Source organism: Streptococcus mitis subsp. hohhotensis, from assembly GCF_000722775.1.
Taxonomy (GTDB): Bacteria; Bacillota; Bacilli; order Lactobacillales; family Streptococcaceae; genus Streptococcus; species Streptococcus carlssonii.
Genome location: NZ_JPFZ01000009.1, coordinates 137,625 through 152,451, shown reverse-complemented (window position 1 = coordinate 152,451; position 14,827 = coordinate 137,625). Strand labels below are relative to the sequence as shown.

The following is a 14,827-nucleotide window of genomic DNA, read 5'->3' as shown; positions in this document are numbered from 1 at the left end:
TAGTTAAGAGCTAGGACAATTAGCCATTGGTACGTTTAACAGAGTAAACTTCTGGCACACTCTTAATCTTGTCCACGACCGTGGTCAATGTAGAGAGGTTGGCAATACCAAAGGACACATGAATATTGGCAAATTTCATATCCTTGGTTGGTTGGGCGTTGACTGTTGAGATATTCTTGGTTGTGTTTGAAAGAACTTGCAGTACATCATTCAACAGTCCTGTACGGTTGAGGCCGTAAATGTCGATATGGGCCATATACTCCTTATTTGAGCTAGAGTACTGGTCTTCCCACTCCACATCAAGGAGACGTTGCTCGTAGTTTTCTTGGGCACGCAGGTTCATACAGTCCACACGGTGAATAGCCACACCACGACCCTTGGTAATGTAGCCGACAATATCATCGCCAGGAACAGGATTACAACACTTGGCAATCCGCACTAGGAGACCTGATGCACCTTCAATGACCACACCACCCTCATGCTTAACCTTGAGGGTTTCTTTGTTCTCAACCTTGACCTCGCCACCTTTGACAAGTTCTTCTGCTTCCGCCTTAGCCTTTGCACGTTCTTCTTCACGGCGTTCCTTTTCAGTCAGACGGTTAAAGACGGTAATAGCTCCAATTTCTCCAAAACCAATAGCCGCAAAAAGGGATTCTTCTGTCTTGTAGCTAGTCTTTTGCAGAACTTGATCCATGTGACGCTTGTCCATGAATTTATTTGCTACATAGCCGTTTTCTTGGAACTGAGCCATCAGCATCTCACGGCCCTTGTTGACAGATAATTCCTTGTCTTGGTTTTTAAAGAACTGACGAATCTTGTTACGCGCCTTGCTGGTCTTGACCATATTGAGCCAGTCACGGCTCGGTCCAAAGGAGTTCGGGTTGGTAACAATTTCAACCTGATCTCCTGTCTTGAGCTTGGTTGTCAAAGGAACCATACGGCCATTGACCTTGGCACCAGTCGCTTTTTCTCCGACTTTTGTATGGATTTCATAGGCAAAGTCAATCGGTCCTGAATCTTTTGGAAGGGAACGGACAGCTCCATCTGGGGTAAAGACGTAAATCTCCTCAGCCAGATAGTTTTCCTTAACTGAATCCACAAATTCCTTGGCATCATCAGCCTGATCTTGGAGCTCCATCATCTCCTTGATCCAGTTCATCCCAATAGTCGATTCCTTGCTGTTGACCTGTCCCTTAATGCCTTTCTTATAAGCCCAGTGAGCCGCAACCCCGTACTCAGCCACCTCATGCATGGCCTTGGTTCGAATCTGGAATTCGATCGGCCCTTTTGGCCCATAAACTGTCGTATGGATAGACTGGTAACCATTGGCCTTGCGATTGGCGATATAGTCTTTGAAACGACCAGGCATAGGTTTCCAAAGTTCATGCACATAACCAAGCATGGCATAAACATCACTTTGGGTATCCAAAATACAACGAATAGCAATCAGGTCATAGATTTCCTCAAACCGTTTTCTCTTATCCTGCATTTTGCGGAAAATAGAGTAAATATGCTTGGGACGACCATAAATCTTCCCTCTCAAGTGATGATCCGTCGTATATTCCTCTAATTTTGTGACCACCTCATCCACCAAGGCCTCACGCTCCCTACGCTTTTCCTTCATCATATGGGTAATCTTGTAAAACTCCGTTGGGTTGAGATAACGGAAAGATAAGTCTTCCAATTCCCATTTGACGCTAGAAATCCCCAGACGGTGAGCAAGAGGTGCATAGATTTCCATGGTTTCTTTGGAAATACGCTCCTGCTTGTCTTTTCGAAGGTGTTTCAGGGTCCGCATATTGTGCAAGCGATCAGACAGTTTGACCAAGATAACACGAATGTCCTCAGACATGGCCATGAGCATCTTACGGTGGTTTTCAGCCAACTGCTCTTCGTGAGACTTGTATTTGACCTTACCAAGCTTGGTAACCCCATCTACGATTACCCGCACATCAGGACCAAACTCCCTTTCCAAATCGTCCAAGGTCGCATCAGTATCTTCCACCACATCATGCAAGAAACCACAAGCTACCGTTACAGCATCCAGCTTGAGTTTGGCTAAAATACCTGCCACTTGGATAGGGTGAATAATGTAAGGTTCGCCAGATTTGCGATACTGGCCACTGTGGCATTCAACAGCATAGACCAAGGCCTTATGGACAAAATGAACATCCTCTTCCGTTAAATATTCTTTAGTTAAAGCGACAACTTCTTCGCCTGTTAAATTCACTTCTTTTGGCATCTCTACTCTCCAATTCTTCCTACCATTTTATCACTTTTTTAAGAATATGAAAACTGGAAGAAATATTTTTATCTAAACCCAAAATAATATGCTAGTAAACGCTTGCATTTTTAGAAAAGTATGATATAATAATTTTGTAATATAATGATTACCAAGGGCAACACTAGCTTACCATGATGCTAACAAGCAATATTATAATTTTTTGAATCTACCATTATTAGATACTTAGGGAGCATTCCTTAAATAAATTTGAAAAGTTCCTGTACTTCTCTTTCACAAATAAGGTTATTATTTACCCCACCGTGATTCGTATGGTAATCTCCCCCATCTACATCAACATTTTTCATTCAATGTTATTCCTTGAATGATAGAAAGGAGTGATTTGTAAATATAATTGATACTAAAGCTGAATCAGAAACTAAGTAGTTATCTGCAAATAATCGTTTTTTAATATATTTCAATATAATTCCTGAAATACTTCTTGTAACTTATTTTTTTAATGCTCTCTTTAATTTTTTGATTTGCGATGACCTTAAGTTTATATTTTACATCATTTTAATGACAAAATCAGTTCCTTTAGAAGTTAAAAAAATTTATTTTTCCTAGTATGTATATAGCAATTTGTTCCTAACGTTTCTATTTTAAATCTTAAAATTCAAAATAGAAACCATTTTGCTTTATTCATTATTCCTTGAAGAAAGCAAAAATATATTTGGTAATATTTTAAAATATACTAGAACTTATTCTTAGCGAACTAACACAAGAATTATTTATATTTTAGGAGGGAAATAAACCTAGTCTAATGAATAGTTTAACGGTATAATATTATGTCTTATTTTCTTTTATTTCTTATTACTAGTCAATCCATGCTGTACTTTTATGTATTTAGTAGAAAAAAAATTGCTCTTTATTTTTCTATTCTATTAACAATTCTTGCTATTCTCTCCATTTTATACTTTCTATTTTCGTTTACAGAAAATTTTTAAAGGAGTATATAATGAAAAAATTCAAAATATTATTAGCATTTTTGCTATCAGCATTTACTATATTGTCTGTTAATATAACTAAGGCACAAGAATCTAGCTTTGTGAAAATCAAGGCACGACAGATTATTAACTTCCCTATAAAAAATTTACCCTTAAAAATTCAATTAGAGTATAAATTATCAGGTTGGATTATAACTGATACAGGGGCATATAGAGAAGTGACCTTAACAAATGGAGAAGTCTATTCTCATCATACGAAATATGATTTAAACGAAAGCGGGCTCGTTCAATTTAGAAATGCTAGCGTTGGAGATAAGATATCTACAGATCATCATTCCTTAAGAGTCGCTGAAATACAAGAAATTAATGGAGAAAAAGTAGCTATTTTTGATGTTAATATGGGAGAGTTATTTGATAAAATGGATTCTGAACATTTTAAAGTTGTTTTTAAAAAGGGTTACGGGGATAAATATTATACTGGTGATTGGGTTCATTGTAACAGATTCAATGGTCCTGCGACAGATGATATTCATTATCCAAAATCTAACCCTAGAGCATGGATTAATTTTGCGGGAAGTGACTGTGATCTTGCCTTATTATCTAGTACAGTTTGTTGGGGGCACAGTTACTGTAATCAATCCGGTCCAGCAGGAGGGTGTTCTATAAAAATTGGTAGAAGTCCTCTATATCATAGAAATTAATACATGTTAGGCAACCTGTAAGCAAATAATCAATAGCTCCAAAATATCATTCTAAATTATTTACTTTAAAATACAAAAACTATCGTACATAAGCTGCTTTACAGGAAGTCTATAAAGGAAACTATTCATAATTCAGACCTATCTTGTGTTATTCCTCAACTGCACTTTCGCACTTTTACAAGTTCTGCCGAATTTATTTTTGCCTTCTTCAAGGACTATAATATAAAGACTATTAAATTTCTTCAACTTTCACACTCATTTTTTCAAAATGTTAACAAGTCTTATGTTGGAAGCTCATTTCTTACCTATTCTCCCTAACTGTGCTATACTTATCTTAGTACATTCTTTGAGATCGGAGCCAATATGAAAATTCATAAAACCGTGAATCCTGTTGCCTATGAAAACACCTATTACCTAGAAGGCGAAAAGCACCTCATCGTTGTCGATCCTGGTAGCCATTGGGAAGCCATTCGTCAGACAATCGAGAAGATCAACAAACCGATCTGTGCCATTCTATTGACCCACGCCCATTATGACCATATCATGAGTCTGGACTTGGTTCGCGAGACCTTTGGCAATCCTCCTGTCTATATCGCAGAGAGTGAAGCCAGCTGGCTCTACACTCCTGTCGATAATCTCTCTGGGCTTCCTCGCCACGATGATATGGCAGATGTGATCGCAAAACCTGCAGAGCACATCTTTGTCTTTCATGAGGAATATCAATTAGAGGAATTTCGTTTCACTGTCTTGCCAACACCAGGTCACTCTATCGGCGGTGTTTCTATCGTCTTTCCACAAGCTCACTTGGTCTTGACAGGTGATGCTCTGTTCCGTGAAACAATCGGACGGACGGATCTTCCAACTGGTAGCATGGAGCAACTCCTCCATAGTATCCAGACTCAACTCTTCACCCTACCAAACTACGATGTCTATCCAGGACATGGTCCAGCTACGACTATTGCTCATGAAAAGACCTTCAATCCTTTTTTCTAGCAAGATGATGACAATCAATAGCACAATTTAAGTAAACTATCCAGCAAGTCTTTCCATTATAAAAGGCATCCAATCAAGTTTTCAGACCTGATTGGATGCCTTTTTCTAATTACTTACCTTTTTGCATTACCAAATAATCACGCGCTCTTCTGGTGAACGCCACATACCGTCGCCTTCTTTGACATCATAGGTCGTAAAGAAATCATCGAAGTTTGGTACTTGTACATTGACACGGAGTTTGGCTGGCGCGTGCACATCGACGCTAGCCAAAAGTTTCATAAATTCTGGACGACCTTTCATGCGCCAGATACGACCGAAGTTGTAGAAGAATTCTTCTGCTGAGAAGTCTGGTTCTCTCTTAGCTGCTTCAAGCGCTGCAGCGATTCCTCCCAAGTCAGCCACGTTTTCTGATACAGTCAATTTACCGTTGATGGTTGCTCCATAAGAATCTTGTCCATCAAATTGGTCAATAACTTTTTGTGTTTTCTCCTTGAAGGCGGCATAGTCACTCTCTGTCCACCAATCCTTGAGGCTACCATTTTCATCAAAGGAAGCTCCGTTGGTATCAAAGGCGTGGGAAATTTCATGAGCAATAACTGCCCCAATACCGCCGTAGTTAGCAGAAGATGACTGATGCAAGTCATAGAAAGGAGCCTGTAAAATAGCCGCTGGAAAGACAATCAGGTTCTTCTGTGGATTGTAGTAGGCATTGACCATATGAGCAGGCATGCCCCACTCCTTGTAGTCAACAGGTTGGTTCCACTTGCTCCAACTGTGCTTGATTTCCACACGCGCAAAGGCTAGAGCATTGTCAAAAAGACTAGCGGTCTCATCCACTACCTTGTCTTTGTAGCGTTCTGGCAATTCTTCTGGGTAACCAATATAAGGCTTGATGACATTGAGTTTGACGATGGCCTTGTCACGAGTTTCAGGAGTCAGCCAGTCATTTTTGGCCAAGCGTTCCTTATAGACATCAATCATAGTTGCCACTTTTTTCTCCACGTCCGCCTTAGCCTCTGGAGAGAATTTTTCATGGGCATACCAGAGACCCAAGGCTTGTTTGAAAGGACCTTGTGCTAGCTGGTAGGCTGCTTTGACCTTGTCTTTGGCTTCTGGAACTCCTGAAAGCGCACGGCTATAGGCACCTGACAAGACACGGATTTCTTCTGTTAAATAGCTGGTTGAGAGATTGACAACACTTAAAATTAAGGTTGCCTTGAGGAGAGGCCAGGCCTCTTCACTATAGAATTGGTCTGCTGCTTGCCAAAAACGTTCCTCGTCTACGATAACCTTGTCTGGTGCTTGTCCAAGAACAGCTTGGAAGAAGTCATCCAAAGGTAGGGCAGGTGCGAATTTCTTGAAATCTTCGTAAGCATATGGATGGTAGAGTTTAGCATATTCTGAACTTTCTTCATTAGAAAGTACCACTGCTGCAACGCGACGGTCCAATTCTAGTCTTTTCTCTAGCAAGTCTTCAATTTCTTCATCAGATAAATCATAAGCCTTGAGAAGATTTACGCTGCTTTCTTTCCAAAGAGTCAAAAGCTCTTCACGCTGAGGATGGTCTTCAGCATAGTAGGTCGTATCTGGAAGGATTGTGCTTGGAGCGCTAGCCCATAGAACATTGATTCTAGCATCCATAAAGTCTGGCGATACACCAAAAGGTAGGAAGTTAGGTTTTCCTGCAAGTTCAAACTCTGCTAGTCTAGCTGTAAAATCCGCAAAAGTCTCCAATTCTTGGAATTCTTTAAGGAGTGGTAAGACAGGTTTGATACCGTCAGCTTCTCTCTTATCAAAGTCACGAACTAGGCGGTGGTATTTGACAAAGTTCGCCAAGATAGCATCCTCAGGCACCTCTTCTCCTGCCAACCACTTGTCTGTTGTCGCCAGCATCAGGTCTTCAATTTCCTGATCTAAATCAACAAAACCTCCTGTTTGAGACTTATCTGCTGGAATTTCAGCTGTCTGTTGCCATTCTCCATTGATTGCATCATAAAAATCATCTTGATAACGTGTCATCTTGTTCTCGCTTTCATTTGTACTTGTTTTTAGCTTAACAAAAATTAACTGGGAATGCAATTAAAAATGAACTTTCTCTTTCCATCATTTTTCAGTTATTATTTTAAATTTTTTTAAAAATTAACTTGACTTAATTTTTTTTTAATGTATATTAAGAGGCAGGAGGAATACAAGTTTATGATACGTATCGAAAACCTCAGTGTCTCCTACAAAGAAACGTTGGCACTTAAGGATATTTCACTAGTGCTCCACGGACCAACAATTACCGGTATTATTGGTCCAAACGGTGCTGGGAAATCAACATTATTAAAAGGGATGCTGGGAATTATCCCACATCAAGGTCAGGCATTTCTCGATGACAAGGAAGTTAAAAAATCCTTACATCGAATCGCCTATGTCGAACAAAAAATCAATATCGACTACAACTTTCCCATCAAGGTCAAGGAATGTGTCTCGCTAGGACTCTTTCCCTCTATCCCTCTCTTTCGAAGTTTAAAGGCTAAACATTGGAAGAAAGTGCAAGAAGCCCTTGAAATCGTCGGTCTAGCTGACTATGCTGAACGGCAAATCAGTCAACTGTCTGGAGGTCAATTCCAGCGGGTCTTGATTGCCAGATGTTTGGTACAGGAAGCCGACTATATCCTCTTGGATGAACCCTTTGTTGGGATTGACTCTGTCAGTGAGGAAATCATCATGAATACGCTGAGAGATTTGAAAAAAGCTGGGAAGACGGTTCTCATCGTCCACCACGACCTCAGCAAGGTTGCCCACTACTTCGATCAAGTCTTGCTTGTCAATCGAGAAGTGATTGCCTTTGGTCCAACCAAAGAAACCTTTACCGAAGCCAATCTCAAAGAAGCTTACGGTAATCGACTCTTTTTCAATGGAGGTGACCTATGATTGCAGAATTTATCGATGGATTGCAAAAATTCCATTTCTTACAAAATGCCTTGATAACAGCCATTGTCATCGGGGTCGTAGCTGGAGCTGTGGGATGTTTCATCATTCTACGCGGGATGTCACTCATGGGAGATGCCATTTCACATGCTGTCTTGCCAGGTGTAGCCCTCTCCTTCATCTTGGGCCTTGACTTCTTTATCGGAGCCATTGTCTTTGGATTGCTAGCTGCCATCATCATTACCTACATCAAGGGGAACTCGATTATCAAAAGCGATACCGCCATCGGCATTACCTTTTCTTCTTTCTTAGCCCTCGGTATCATCTTGATTAGTGTCGCTAAAAGTTCAACTGACCTTTTCCATATCCTTTTTGGTAATATCCTGGCCGTCCAAGATACGGATATGTTTATTACTATGGGTGTAGGGGCAGCCATTCTCTTGTTAATCTGGATTTTCTTCAAGCAACTCTTGATAACTTCCTTTGATGAACTCTTGGCCAAAGCCATGGGAATGCCTGTCAATTTCTATCACTACCTTCTCATGGTACTCTTGACTCTCGTGTCTGTGACAGCCATGCAAAGTGTCGGAACTATCCTGATTGTAGCCATGCTGATCACCCCAGCTGCAACTGCTTATCTTTATGCTAATAGCCTGAAAAGCATGATTTTCCTTTCCTCAACCTTTGGAGCGACAGCTTCCGTTTTGGGGCTCTTTATCGGCTATAGCTTTAACGTTGCGGCAGGTTCTAGTATCGTGCTTACAGCCGCTAGTTTCTTTCTCATTAGCTTCTTTATCGCTCCAAAACAACGATATTTGAAACTGAAAAATAAACATTTGTTAAAATAAGGGGCAAAACCCCAATAAATTGGAGGATCTAATGAAAAAATTAGGTACATTACTCGTTCTCTTTCTTTCCGTCATTGCTCTTGTAGCATGTGCTAGTGGAAAAAAAGATGCAGCTTCTGGTCAAAAACTAAAAGTTGTTGCTACAAACTCAATCATCGCTGATATTACTAAAAATATTGCTGGTGACAAGATTGATCTTCACAGTATCGTTCCTGTTGGCCAAGACCCGCACGAATACGAACCACTTCCTGAAGACGTTAAGAAAACTTCTCAAGCTGATTTGATTTTCTATAACGGTATCAACCTTGAAACAGGTGGCAATGCTTGGTTTACAAAATTGGTAGAAAATGCTAAGAAAACTGAAAACAAAGATTACTTTGCAGTCAGCGAAGGCGTTGATGTTATCTACCTTGAAGGTCAAAACGAAAAAGGCAAAGAAGACCCACACGCTTGGCTTAACCTTGAAAACGGTATGATTTTTGCTAAAAATATCGCAAAACAATTGAGCGCTAAAGACCCTAGCAACAAGGAATTCTACGAAAAAAATCTCAAAGAATATACTGAAAAACTAGACAAACTTGATAAGGAAGCTAAGGAGAAATTTAACAACATCCCTGCTGAGAAAAAACTTATCGTAACCAGCGAAGGATGCTTCAAATACTTCTCTAAAGCCTACGGTGTCCCAAGTGCCTACATCTGGGAAATCAACACTGAAGAAGAAGGAACACCTGACCAAATCAAGACTTTGGTTGAAAAACTTCGCCAAACAAAAACTCCTTCACTCTTTGTAGAATCAAGTGTGGATGACCGTCCAATGAAAACTGTTTCTCAAGACACAAACATCCCAATCTACGCACAAATCTTTACTGACTCTATCGCAGAACAAGGTAAAGAAGGCGACAGCTACTACAACATGATGAAATACAACCTTGATAAGATTGCTGAAGGATTGGCAAAATAAGCCTCTGAAAAACGTCATTCTTTTCCGAATTGACGTTTTTTCTATGCCCACATTTCCAGTCAAATCATTGGAAAATTCTGACTGTTTCAGCTAAAATGGAAGAAAAAAGATTGGAGTATCTTATGGTAACTTTCCTCGGAAATCCTGTGAGCTTTACAGGTAAACAACTACAAGTCGGCGACAAGGCACTTGATTTTTCACTCACTACTACAGACCTTTCTAAAAAATCTCTAGCTGATTTTGATGGCAAGAAAAAAGTCTTGAGTGTCGTGCCTTCTATCGATACAGGTATCTGTTCAACTCAAACGCGTCGTTTTAATGAAGAATTGGCTGGACTGGATAATACAGTTGTCTTGACTGTTTCCATGGACCTCCCTTTTGCCCAAAAACGTTGGTGCGGTGCTGAAGGTATTGAAAATGCCATCATGCTCTCAGACTATTTCGACCATTCCTTTGGACGTGATTATGCCCTCTTAATCAATGAGTGGCACCTATTGGCACGCGCAGTCTTTGTCCTCGATACTGACAATACGATTCGCTACGTTGAATACGTGGACAATATCAACTCTGAACCAAACTTCGAAGCCGCAATTGCAGCCGCTAAAGCCCTATAGAAAAAATCCTCTGTCACAAAGAGTTCCCTACTCTTTGAAACGGAGGATTTTTCTTATTCTTTAATTATTGTTTATTTTGAAATGAATCCTTCAAAATCTTTTAGTTGAAAATTATATTTTTCAGTGAGTAACACATTATCCACTGCAACATCTTCTCCCAATGGGTAAATATTTCTTTTGAAACGATTGTAGGAGGAAAATCTCTCCTACGCTATTATTGATTCATGATAATATTTCGGTAACTCATCGTGCAATTAAAAACAAGGATTTTTATTTCAGACGATCCATCGTGAACACTTCATCAGCCATCTCCCAAATTGCCGGATTATGTGTTGCGATAATGATTAGCCTATTATCATCTCGAAGAGATAGCAAAATCTCCATAATCAACTGAGAGGTTGCTGGGTCTATTGAAGCTGTTGGCTCATCTGCCAGAATAAAGGGTGGATTCTTTAAGATAACTTTTGCCAAGGCAACCCGTTGCGATTCTCCGCCCGATAACTCAAAGATGCGCTTATCTAGGTCAAGATAAGCCAGGCCGACCTGTTCTAAAGCCTGCTTCTGCCTCAACCGCTGTTCCGACCGACTCAACTTTTGACCAATGAGACCTAGCTTAAGGTTTTCTTCAATACTTTGGTTTTCAATTAAGCCAAAGTTCTGGAAGAGGTAGCCCAATTCGTGACGGAAAAAATCACTCGATTTATAATTGGCCAAGTCTTTACCTCGGTAAAAAATCGTCCCATCATAAGATTCTAATTTCCCAATCATGTTCATCAAGGTTGTTTTTCCGCTACCACTTGAACCAATTAAGGCATAGACTTTTCCAGCCTCAAATGTCATTGAAAGATTCGAAAATAACTCTCGTTCTCCAAAAGATTTACTCACCTGTTTAAGTTCAATCATATTAACCTCCCTTCAAAACAAGCATGGACATCTTGTTTTCTTTCTGCATTTGGACATGTAACTGTAAAAGAGATAGACCAGTAAAGAGTAACAAGACTAAGAAAGCAACTACTATCTCTACCTGAAGAAATACACTCGCAACAAATCCCAGTAAAAACACACCCAGTTGAGCAAAGAGATAAGTGCGATGGATTTCTAAGAACCTGAGACCTGCAATGCGTTTGATAAAAATGGCACGTCTAAATTCTTCAAAGTAGAGCCTATTCATAGTGTTAAACAACAAGATTGAAGTTGCAATCCCAAGCACAGCTCCTGCTAGCATTACCCAACGTTCCCTCTGGATATTATCCAATAATGTGATGTAGTTGTGGTAACCTGTTTGCATTTCTGAGACCCAATTTTCAATGCCTTGTCTCTGGATAAGCTCCTGGGCATCAGACAATTGATTAAAGAGAGCGTAGTTCTGTACTGCGTCTACCCAAAACAAAATGGACTGTGGACCAGTTGATTGGGGTGTTATAACAATGATGATTGGATCTTTCAAAAACTGCTGGTAAGAAATAGGGGTCGTATTATACACAAAACGATCCTGACCTGATTCCAAATAACCTACCGTAGCAGTCATTTGCTGTCGTTCATCTTGACTAGACATGCGACTGGTTAAGTCGTCTTCAAAAACAGATTTATAATGTTCTTCCTCTGAACGGAGGTGTTCAGGCAGCAATAAGACAAACTCCCCTACATCAAGGTGATTCATCTTTTGCTCAATAGTTGTATCTACAGGAATGTTTTGACGCTCCAAGTATTGCGGTGTGACGATAAGGACATTGCCATTCGGGCTGTAGTCGTGCCATTCTGTAGAGGTTGTCAAGTTTTTGGAGGAAGCCATGCCATTTTGCAAAGAACGGTCAATTAACTGGTGTCTAGATAAGAAAGCCTTTTTTTCTGAAACAGCCAGATCCATCAATTGATACCAAGTTCTGAGTTTCCTTTGAGCTTGTTCATCAAAACCAGGACTCGTTCCTTCACGGCTGATTGATAGGGTAATCAGTTGCCTTTCCTGGCTCCAAGCCTCTTGTCCAATCCGATGCTGTTGCCAGACTTGGGAATACTTTAAGCTACTCCCTATTCCCAGCGTTACAATAATAATCGCTAATAGTTGACCGATTAAAATCAAACTAATGATTCCTCTGACAGGCACTTGCCCTTTTATAATCTGCATCAGGTGTATCTTTTTTATCCCAACTGCGAAGAGTTGAGCGAAAAACAGGGAGATCGACAACAAGATGAGATTATAACTGAGCAAGCCTTCTCCTATGGTCATTAGGGATTGCGTTGGAAGCGACAGAATTTTTTGCATAAGAATGGCGAGCACGCCAGCTAAACTGAAACCAACAGCTATCCCTTTCAAATCCTCACCAACTGGTCTAAGGAAAATGGACCACCGTTTCTCTCCTGAAATGAGGCGAATGCCCGACGATCGTAATTGGCTAATTTGACTAATTAAAGTCAGTGCTCCAAAGGTTAAGATGAAAATCAATAGACTGATTAACTGAAATCCGTTACTAAAGATAGCCATTAACGTAGATAGTTTAGATGGAATTGTCAGGTGCATGTTAGTCAAGCCAAGTTGACTTAGCTCCTCCTTTAGCAAGTGAATATCTAGGTTTCCATCGAATACAAAATAGTTTGTTTCAACACTACTACTTTGAGCATCTTCTAGATTTTTTTCCTGTAGCCCATCAGGCAACTTTCCGTTCCCAAAGGTCGTATAAGAAAACACTGGAGTACCTTCTGAGTTAGGATCCTGGTGTTGAATCGCAATAAAGCTATCCGTTTCTTCTGCTAGTTTTTCCAAGCGTGTAGCAACATGCTGAAAAGTTGTTTCAGGGGAAGAATCACGTACAACAACGTTGGGGTAATAATAGGAGACATATGTATCAGTCCAAATGGTAAATACCCAAACAAAGAACAAACTAGCAAGCAGGTTGGATATGAGTATAAATAATTTTTTCATAGTGCATTCCTTATTCTAAAGCAGAGGGCAGAAATACCCCTGCCCTCTATAAACTAACAAGCTTACTAAACTATTGATAAAAGAATCTTCTTCAATTATTCTTTACCATCCCGCATCAAATCTAATTTTTAACATATTATTACTCCTCTGAATGAAATATTATGAAAATGAGCGAAATGCAACTACATATTTTAATTAGAAATCTCAGTCTGAATTATAGTATCCTATTTTTTCCTCCTTTCTAACTGCACGTTCCTTTCTACAGGCAGAGACCTAATTTTATAAACCAATCTTAAATACTTTAGATTTTGTAACTCATAATTTTCAACAGTTGGTTAGCTATGAAAGCATTTTATCAAACATCTCCATTCTTATATCTATCTGGTATTGTTACAAGCTCTCATCAGAATACCTTTCTCTAAATAGTTGAATTTTAAAGTAATACGAAATCAATCAGCCTTCCCAACATCAGGACCATTGGACTTCTTTTGTGATTGCACTCGAATCTCCAATTGTTTATTCTTCTGAATAAACTGTTGGTAAGGAATTGTATTACTAAACATAAAAACACCTAGTAATGCAAATGAAACCGCTTTCTATTTCCTTGTTTTTATTTTAACATATATATATTATTCGGTAAAGCATTTTTATGTAATTTTTGACTTTTTTTAGTTTATTACCATAGGGAATTATTTATTCCTTTAACTTGCTATTTGAACTAAAAATTTTATAATGAAATTAAGCAAATAGGAAGGTTTATTATCTTTAATGAATACACTCGCAGAGAAATTCAGATTGAAAAGAAAAGAGCTGAGACTCTCCCAACAAACTCTTGCAGAAGGAATTTGTGAACAAAGCCAGATTAGTAAAATTGAGAGAGGACATTTCATTCCCTCCGCAGACCTTTTGTTCAAACTCTCCCAACGACTTGAAGTACCATTAGATTACTTTTTCAATGAACAAATTGAAATTAAATCTAACCTCTCTAATTTCAAGCAATTATCTGCTCGCCTATTAGATGATAGAAATTATGACGATTTAGAATATCTTTATAAAATAGAGGTTGAGCGAAGCACCTTTCTAACACTAGAAGACCGAACTTACCTTGAATGGATTAAAGCTATTATTGACTTCTATCAATATGACAGTAAGTGTGAGGCAATTTCTTCATTGGAAAATATATTATTAAAAGTCTCCTCAAATACTCTGATTTATTTAAAGGCATTGAATACTCTATCTAATTTCTATTCCTTAGTGGGTCGTGAACAAGAATATGAGGTAAACTACTCTCATTTGATGGAGTTATATCAGACAAAAAATTTTGAGCATCAAGAGTTTTTATTTGGCTACATCAGAGTTCGTTACAACTACGCTCACTACCTAGTGTCAAAGGAAAAATATAACGAAGCCATCCAAGAAGCTCTTGAGACGATTGAACTCTGTAAACAAAGACAGACAAGCTACCAACTGGCTTCTCTACTTATTCTTGTAGGAAATGCTGGAGCCAAATTTCTAGACAAAGAACAAGTCAAAAATTATTATATAGAAGCAAGAGAGTTATGTAAGATTTATAACAATCCTTTAATGTTGATGAAGATAGAAAATTATTTGAAGGAATTAGATACTGTTTAGTTAATCTTGACATT

11 protein-coding genes and 1 pseudogene are annotated in these 14,827 nt (G+C 39.1%); 7 read left to right on the top strand and 5 right to left on the bottom strand.

The features are described from left to right. Positions 1 to 19: 19 nt before the first annotated feature. The gene (locus SK608_RS03465) at positions 20 to 2,242 is read right to left on the bottom strand and encodes a RelA/SpoT family protein (RefSeq protein ID WP_033676633.1); all 2,223 of its coding nucleotides are present in this window, start codon (positions 2,240 to 2,242) and stop codon (positions 20 to 22) included. A 997-nt stretch (positions 2,243 to 3,239) separates the two neighbouring features. On the opposite strand from SK608_RS03465, the gene SK608_RS03460 reads away from it, so the two are divergent. Both SK608_RS03460 and SK608_RS03455 read left to right on the top strand, forming a co-directional pair. After that, positions 3,240 to 3,929, top strand: a complete 690-nt coding sequence (locus SK608_RS03460; RefSeq protein WP_033676631.1) for a hypothetical protein — start codon at positions 3,240 to 3,242, stop codon at positions 3,927 to 3,929. Positions 3,930 to 4,292: 363 nt separating this feature from the next. Further along, positions 4,293 to 4,922 carry an MBL fold metallo-hydrolase gene (locus tag SK608_RS03455; protein WP_033676629.1) on the top strand — a complete coding sequence of 210 codons (630 nt, stop codon included), beginning with the start codon at positions 4,293 to 4,295 and terminating at the stop codon, positions 4,920 to 4,922. A 126-nt stretch (positions 4,923 to 5,048) separates the two neighbouring features. Here SK608_RS03455 and pepO read toward each other — a convergent pair whose 3' ends face one another. Next, complete coding sequence (pepO, locus tag SK608_RS03450; protein ID WP_033676627.1) at positions 5,049 to 6,941, bottom strand: endopeptidase PepO; 1,893 nt, start codon at positions 6,939 to 6,941, stop codon at positions 5,049 to 5,051. Positions 6,942 to 7,118: 177 nt separating this feature from the next. Here pepO and SK608_RS03445 point away from each other — a divergent pair, with 177 nt between their 5' ends. The 4 genes from SK608_RS03445 to tpx all read left to right on the top strand — a co-directional run bounded on the left by SK608_RS03445 (position 7,119) and on the right by tpx (position 10,261). After that, on the top strand, positions 7,119 to 7,841 hold the full coding sequence (locus tag SK608_RS03445; RefSeq protein WP_000619145.1) for a metal ABC transporter ATP-binding protein: 723 nt from the start codon (positions 7,119 to 7,121) through the stop codon (positions 7,839 to 7,841). After that, positions 7,838 to 8,686, top strand: a complete 849-nt coding sequence (locus SK608_RS03440; protein ID WP_000559776.1) for a metal ABC transporter permease — start codon at positions 7,838 to 7,840, stop codon at positions 8,684 to 8,686. The genes SK608_RS03445 and SK608_RS03440 overlap by 4 nt, the downstream gene beginning before the upstream one ends. A gap of 31 nt (positions 8,687 to 8,717) precedes the next feature. Beyond that, entirely contained in the window at positions 8,718 to 9,647 is a 930-nt protein-coding gene (gene psaA / locus SK608_RS03435; RefSeq protein WP_000733078.1) for a metal ABC transporter substrate-binding lipoprotein/adhesin PsaA, read from the top strand. Positions 9,648 to 9,769: 122 nt separating this feature from the next. Then, positions 9,770 to 10,261: a thiol peroxidase gene (tpx, locus tag SK608_RS03430; RefSeq protein WP_000256026.1), complete on the top strand. Its 492-nt coding sequence runs from the start codon at positions 9,770 to 9,772 to the stop codon at positions 10,259 to 10,261. Between the two features lie 270 nt (positions 10,262 to 10,531). On the opposite strand, the gene SK608_RS03425 is transcribed toward tpx, so the two are convergent. From SK608_RS03425 to SK608_RS11895, 3 genes and pseudogenes are all read right to left on the bottom strand, one after another. Next, positions 10,532 to 11,164 (bottom strand): ABC transporter ATP-binding protein, encoded by a 633-nt coding sequence (locus SK608_RS03425; RefSeq protein ID WP_033676625.1) that lies wholly within the window; start codon positions 11,162 to 11,164, stop codon positions 10,532 to 10,534. A 1-nt stretch (position 11,165) separates the two neighbouring features. Next, positions 11,166 to 13,181 carry a DUF1430 domain-containing protein gene (locus tag SK608_RS03420; protein ID WP_033676623.1) on the bottom strand — a complete coding sequence of 672 codons (2,016 nt, stop codon included), beginning with the start codon at positions 13,179 to 13,181 and terminating at the stop codon, positions 11,166 to 11,168. A 449-nt stretch (positions 13,182 to 13,630) separates the two neighbouring features. After that, positions 13,631 to 13,777, bottom strand: a pseudogene (locus SK608_RS11895) (PhrA family quorum-sensing system peptide); the annotation flags it as partial. 172 nt (positions 13,778 to 13,949) lie between these two features. On the opposite strand from SK608_RS11895, the gene SK608_RS03415 reads away from it, so the two are divergent. After that, complete coding sequence (locus SK608_RS03415) at positions 13,950 to 14,813, top strand: helix-turn-helix domain-containing protein (RefSeq protein ID WP_033676621.1); 864 nt, start codon at positions 13,950 to 13,952, stop codon at positions 14,811 to 14,813. The last annotated feature ends 14 nt before the right edge of the window (positions 14,814 to 14,827 follow it).

Coding starts and splice junctions, on each gene's coding strand:
- SK608_RS03465 (WP_033676633.1), bottom strand. CDS start 2,242: ATGCCAAAAGAAGTGAATTTAACAGGCGAAGAAGTTGTCGCTTTAACT.
- SK608_RS03460 (WP_033676631.1), top strand. CDS start 3,240: ATGAAAAAATTCAAAATATTATTAGCATTTTTGCTATCAGCATTTACT.
- SK608_RS03455 (WP_033676629.1), top strand. CDS start 4,293: ATGAAAATTCATAAAACCGTGAATCCTGTTGCCTATGAAAACACCTAT.
- pepO (WP_033676627.1), bottom strand. CDS start 6,941: ATGACACGTTATCAAGATGATTTTTATGATGCAATCAATGGAGAATGG.
- SK608_RS03445 (WP_000619145.1), top strand. CDS start 7,119: ATGATACGTATCGAAAACCTCAGTGTCTCCTACAAAGAAACGTTGGCA.
- SK608_RS03440 (WP_000559776.1), top strand. CDS start 7,838: ATGATTGCAGAATTTATCGATGGATTGCAAAAATTCCATTTCTTACAA.
- psaA (WP_000733078.1), top strand. CDS start 8,718: ATGAAAAAATTAGGTACATTACTCGTTCTCTTTCTTTCCGTCATTGCT.
- tpx (WP_000256026.1), top strand. CDS start 9,770: ATGGTAACTTTCCTCGGAAATCCTGTGAGCTTTACAGGTAAACAACTA.
- SK608_RS03425 (WP_033676625.1), bottom strand. CDS start 11,164: ATGATTGAACTTAAACAGGTGAGTAAATCTTTTGGAGAACGAGAGTTA.
- SK608_RS03420 (WP_033676623.1), bottom strand. CDS start 13,181: ATGAAAAAATTATTTATACTCATATCCAACCTGCTTGCTAGTTTGTTC.
- SK608_RS03415 (WP_033676621.1), top strand. CDS start 13,950: ATGAATACACTCGCAGAGAAATTCAGATTGAAAAGAAAAGAGCTGAGA.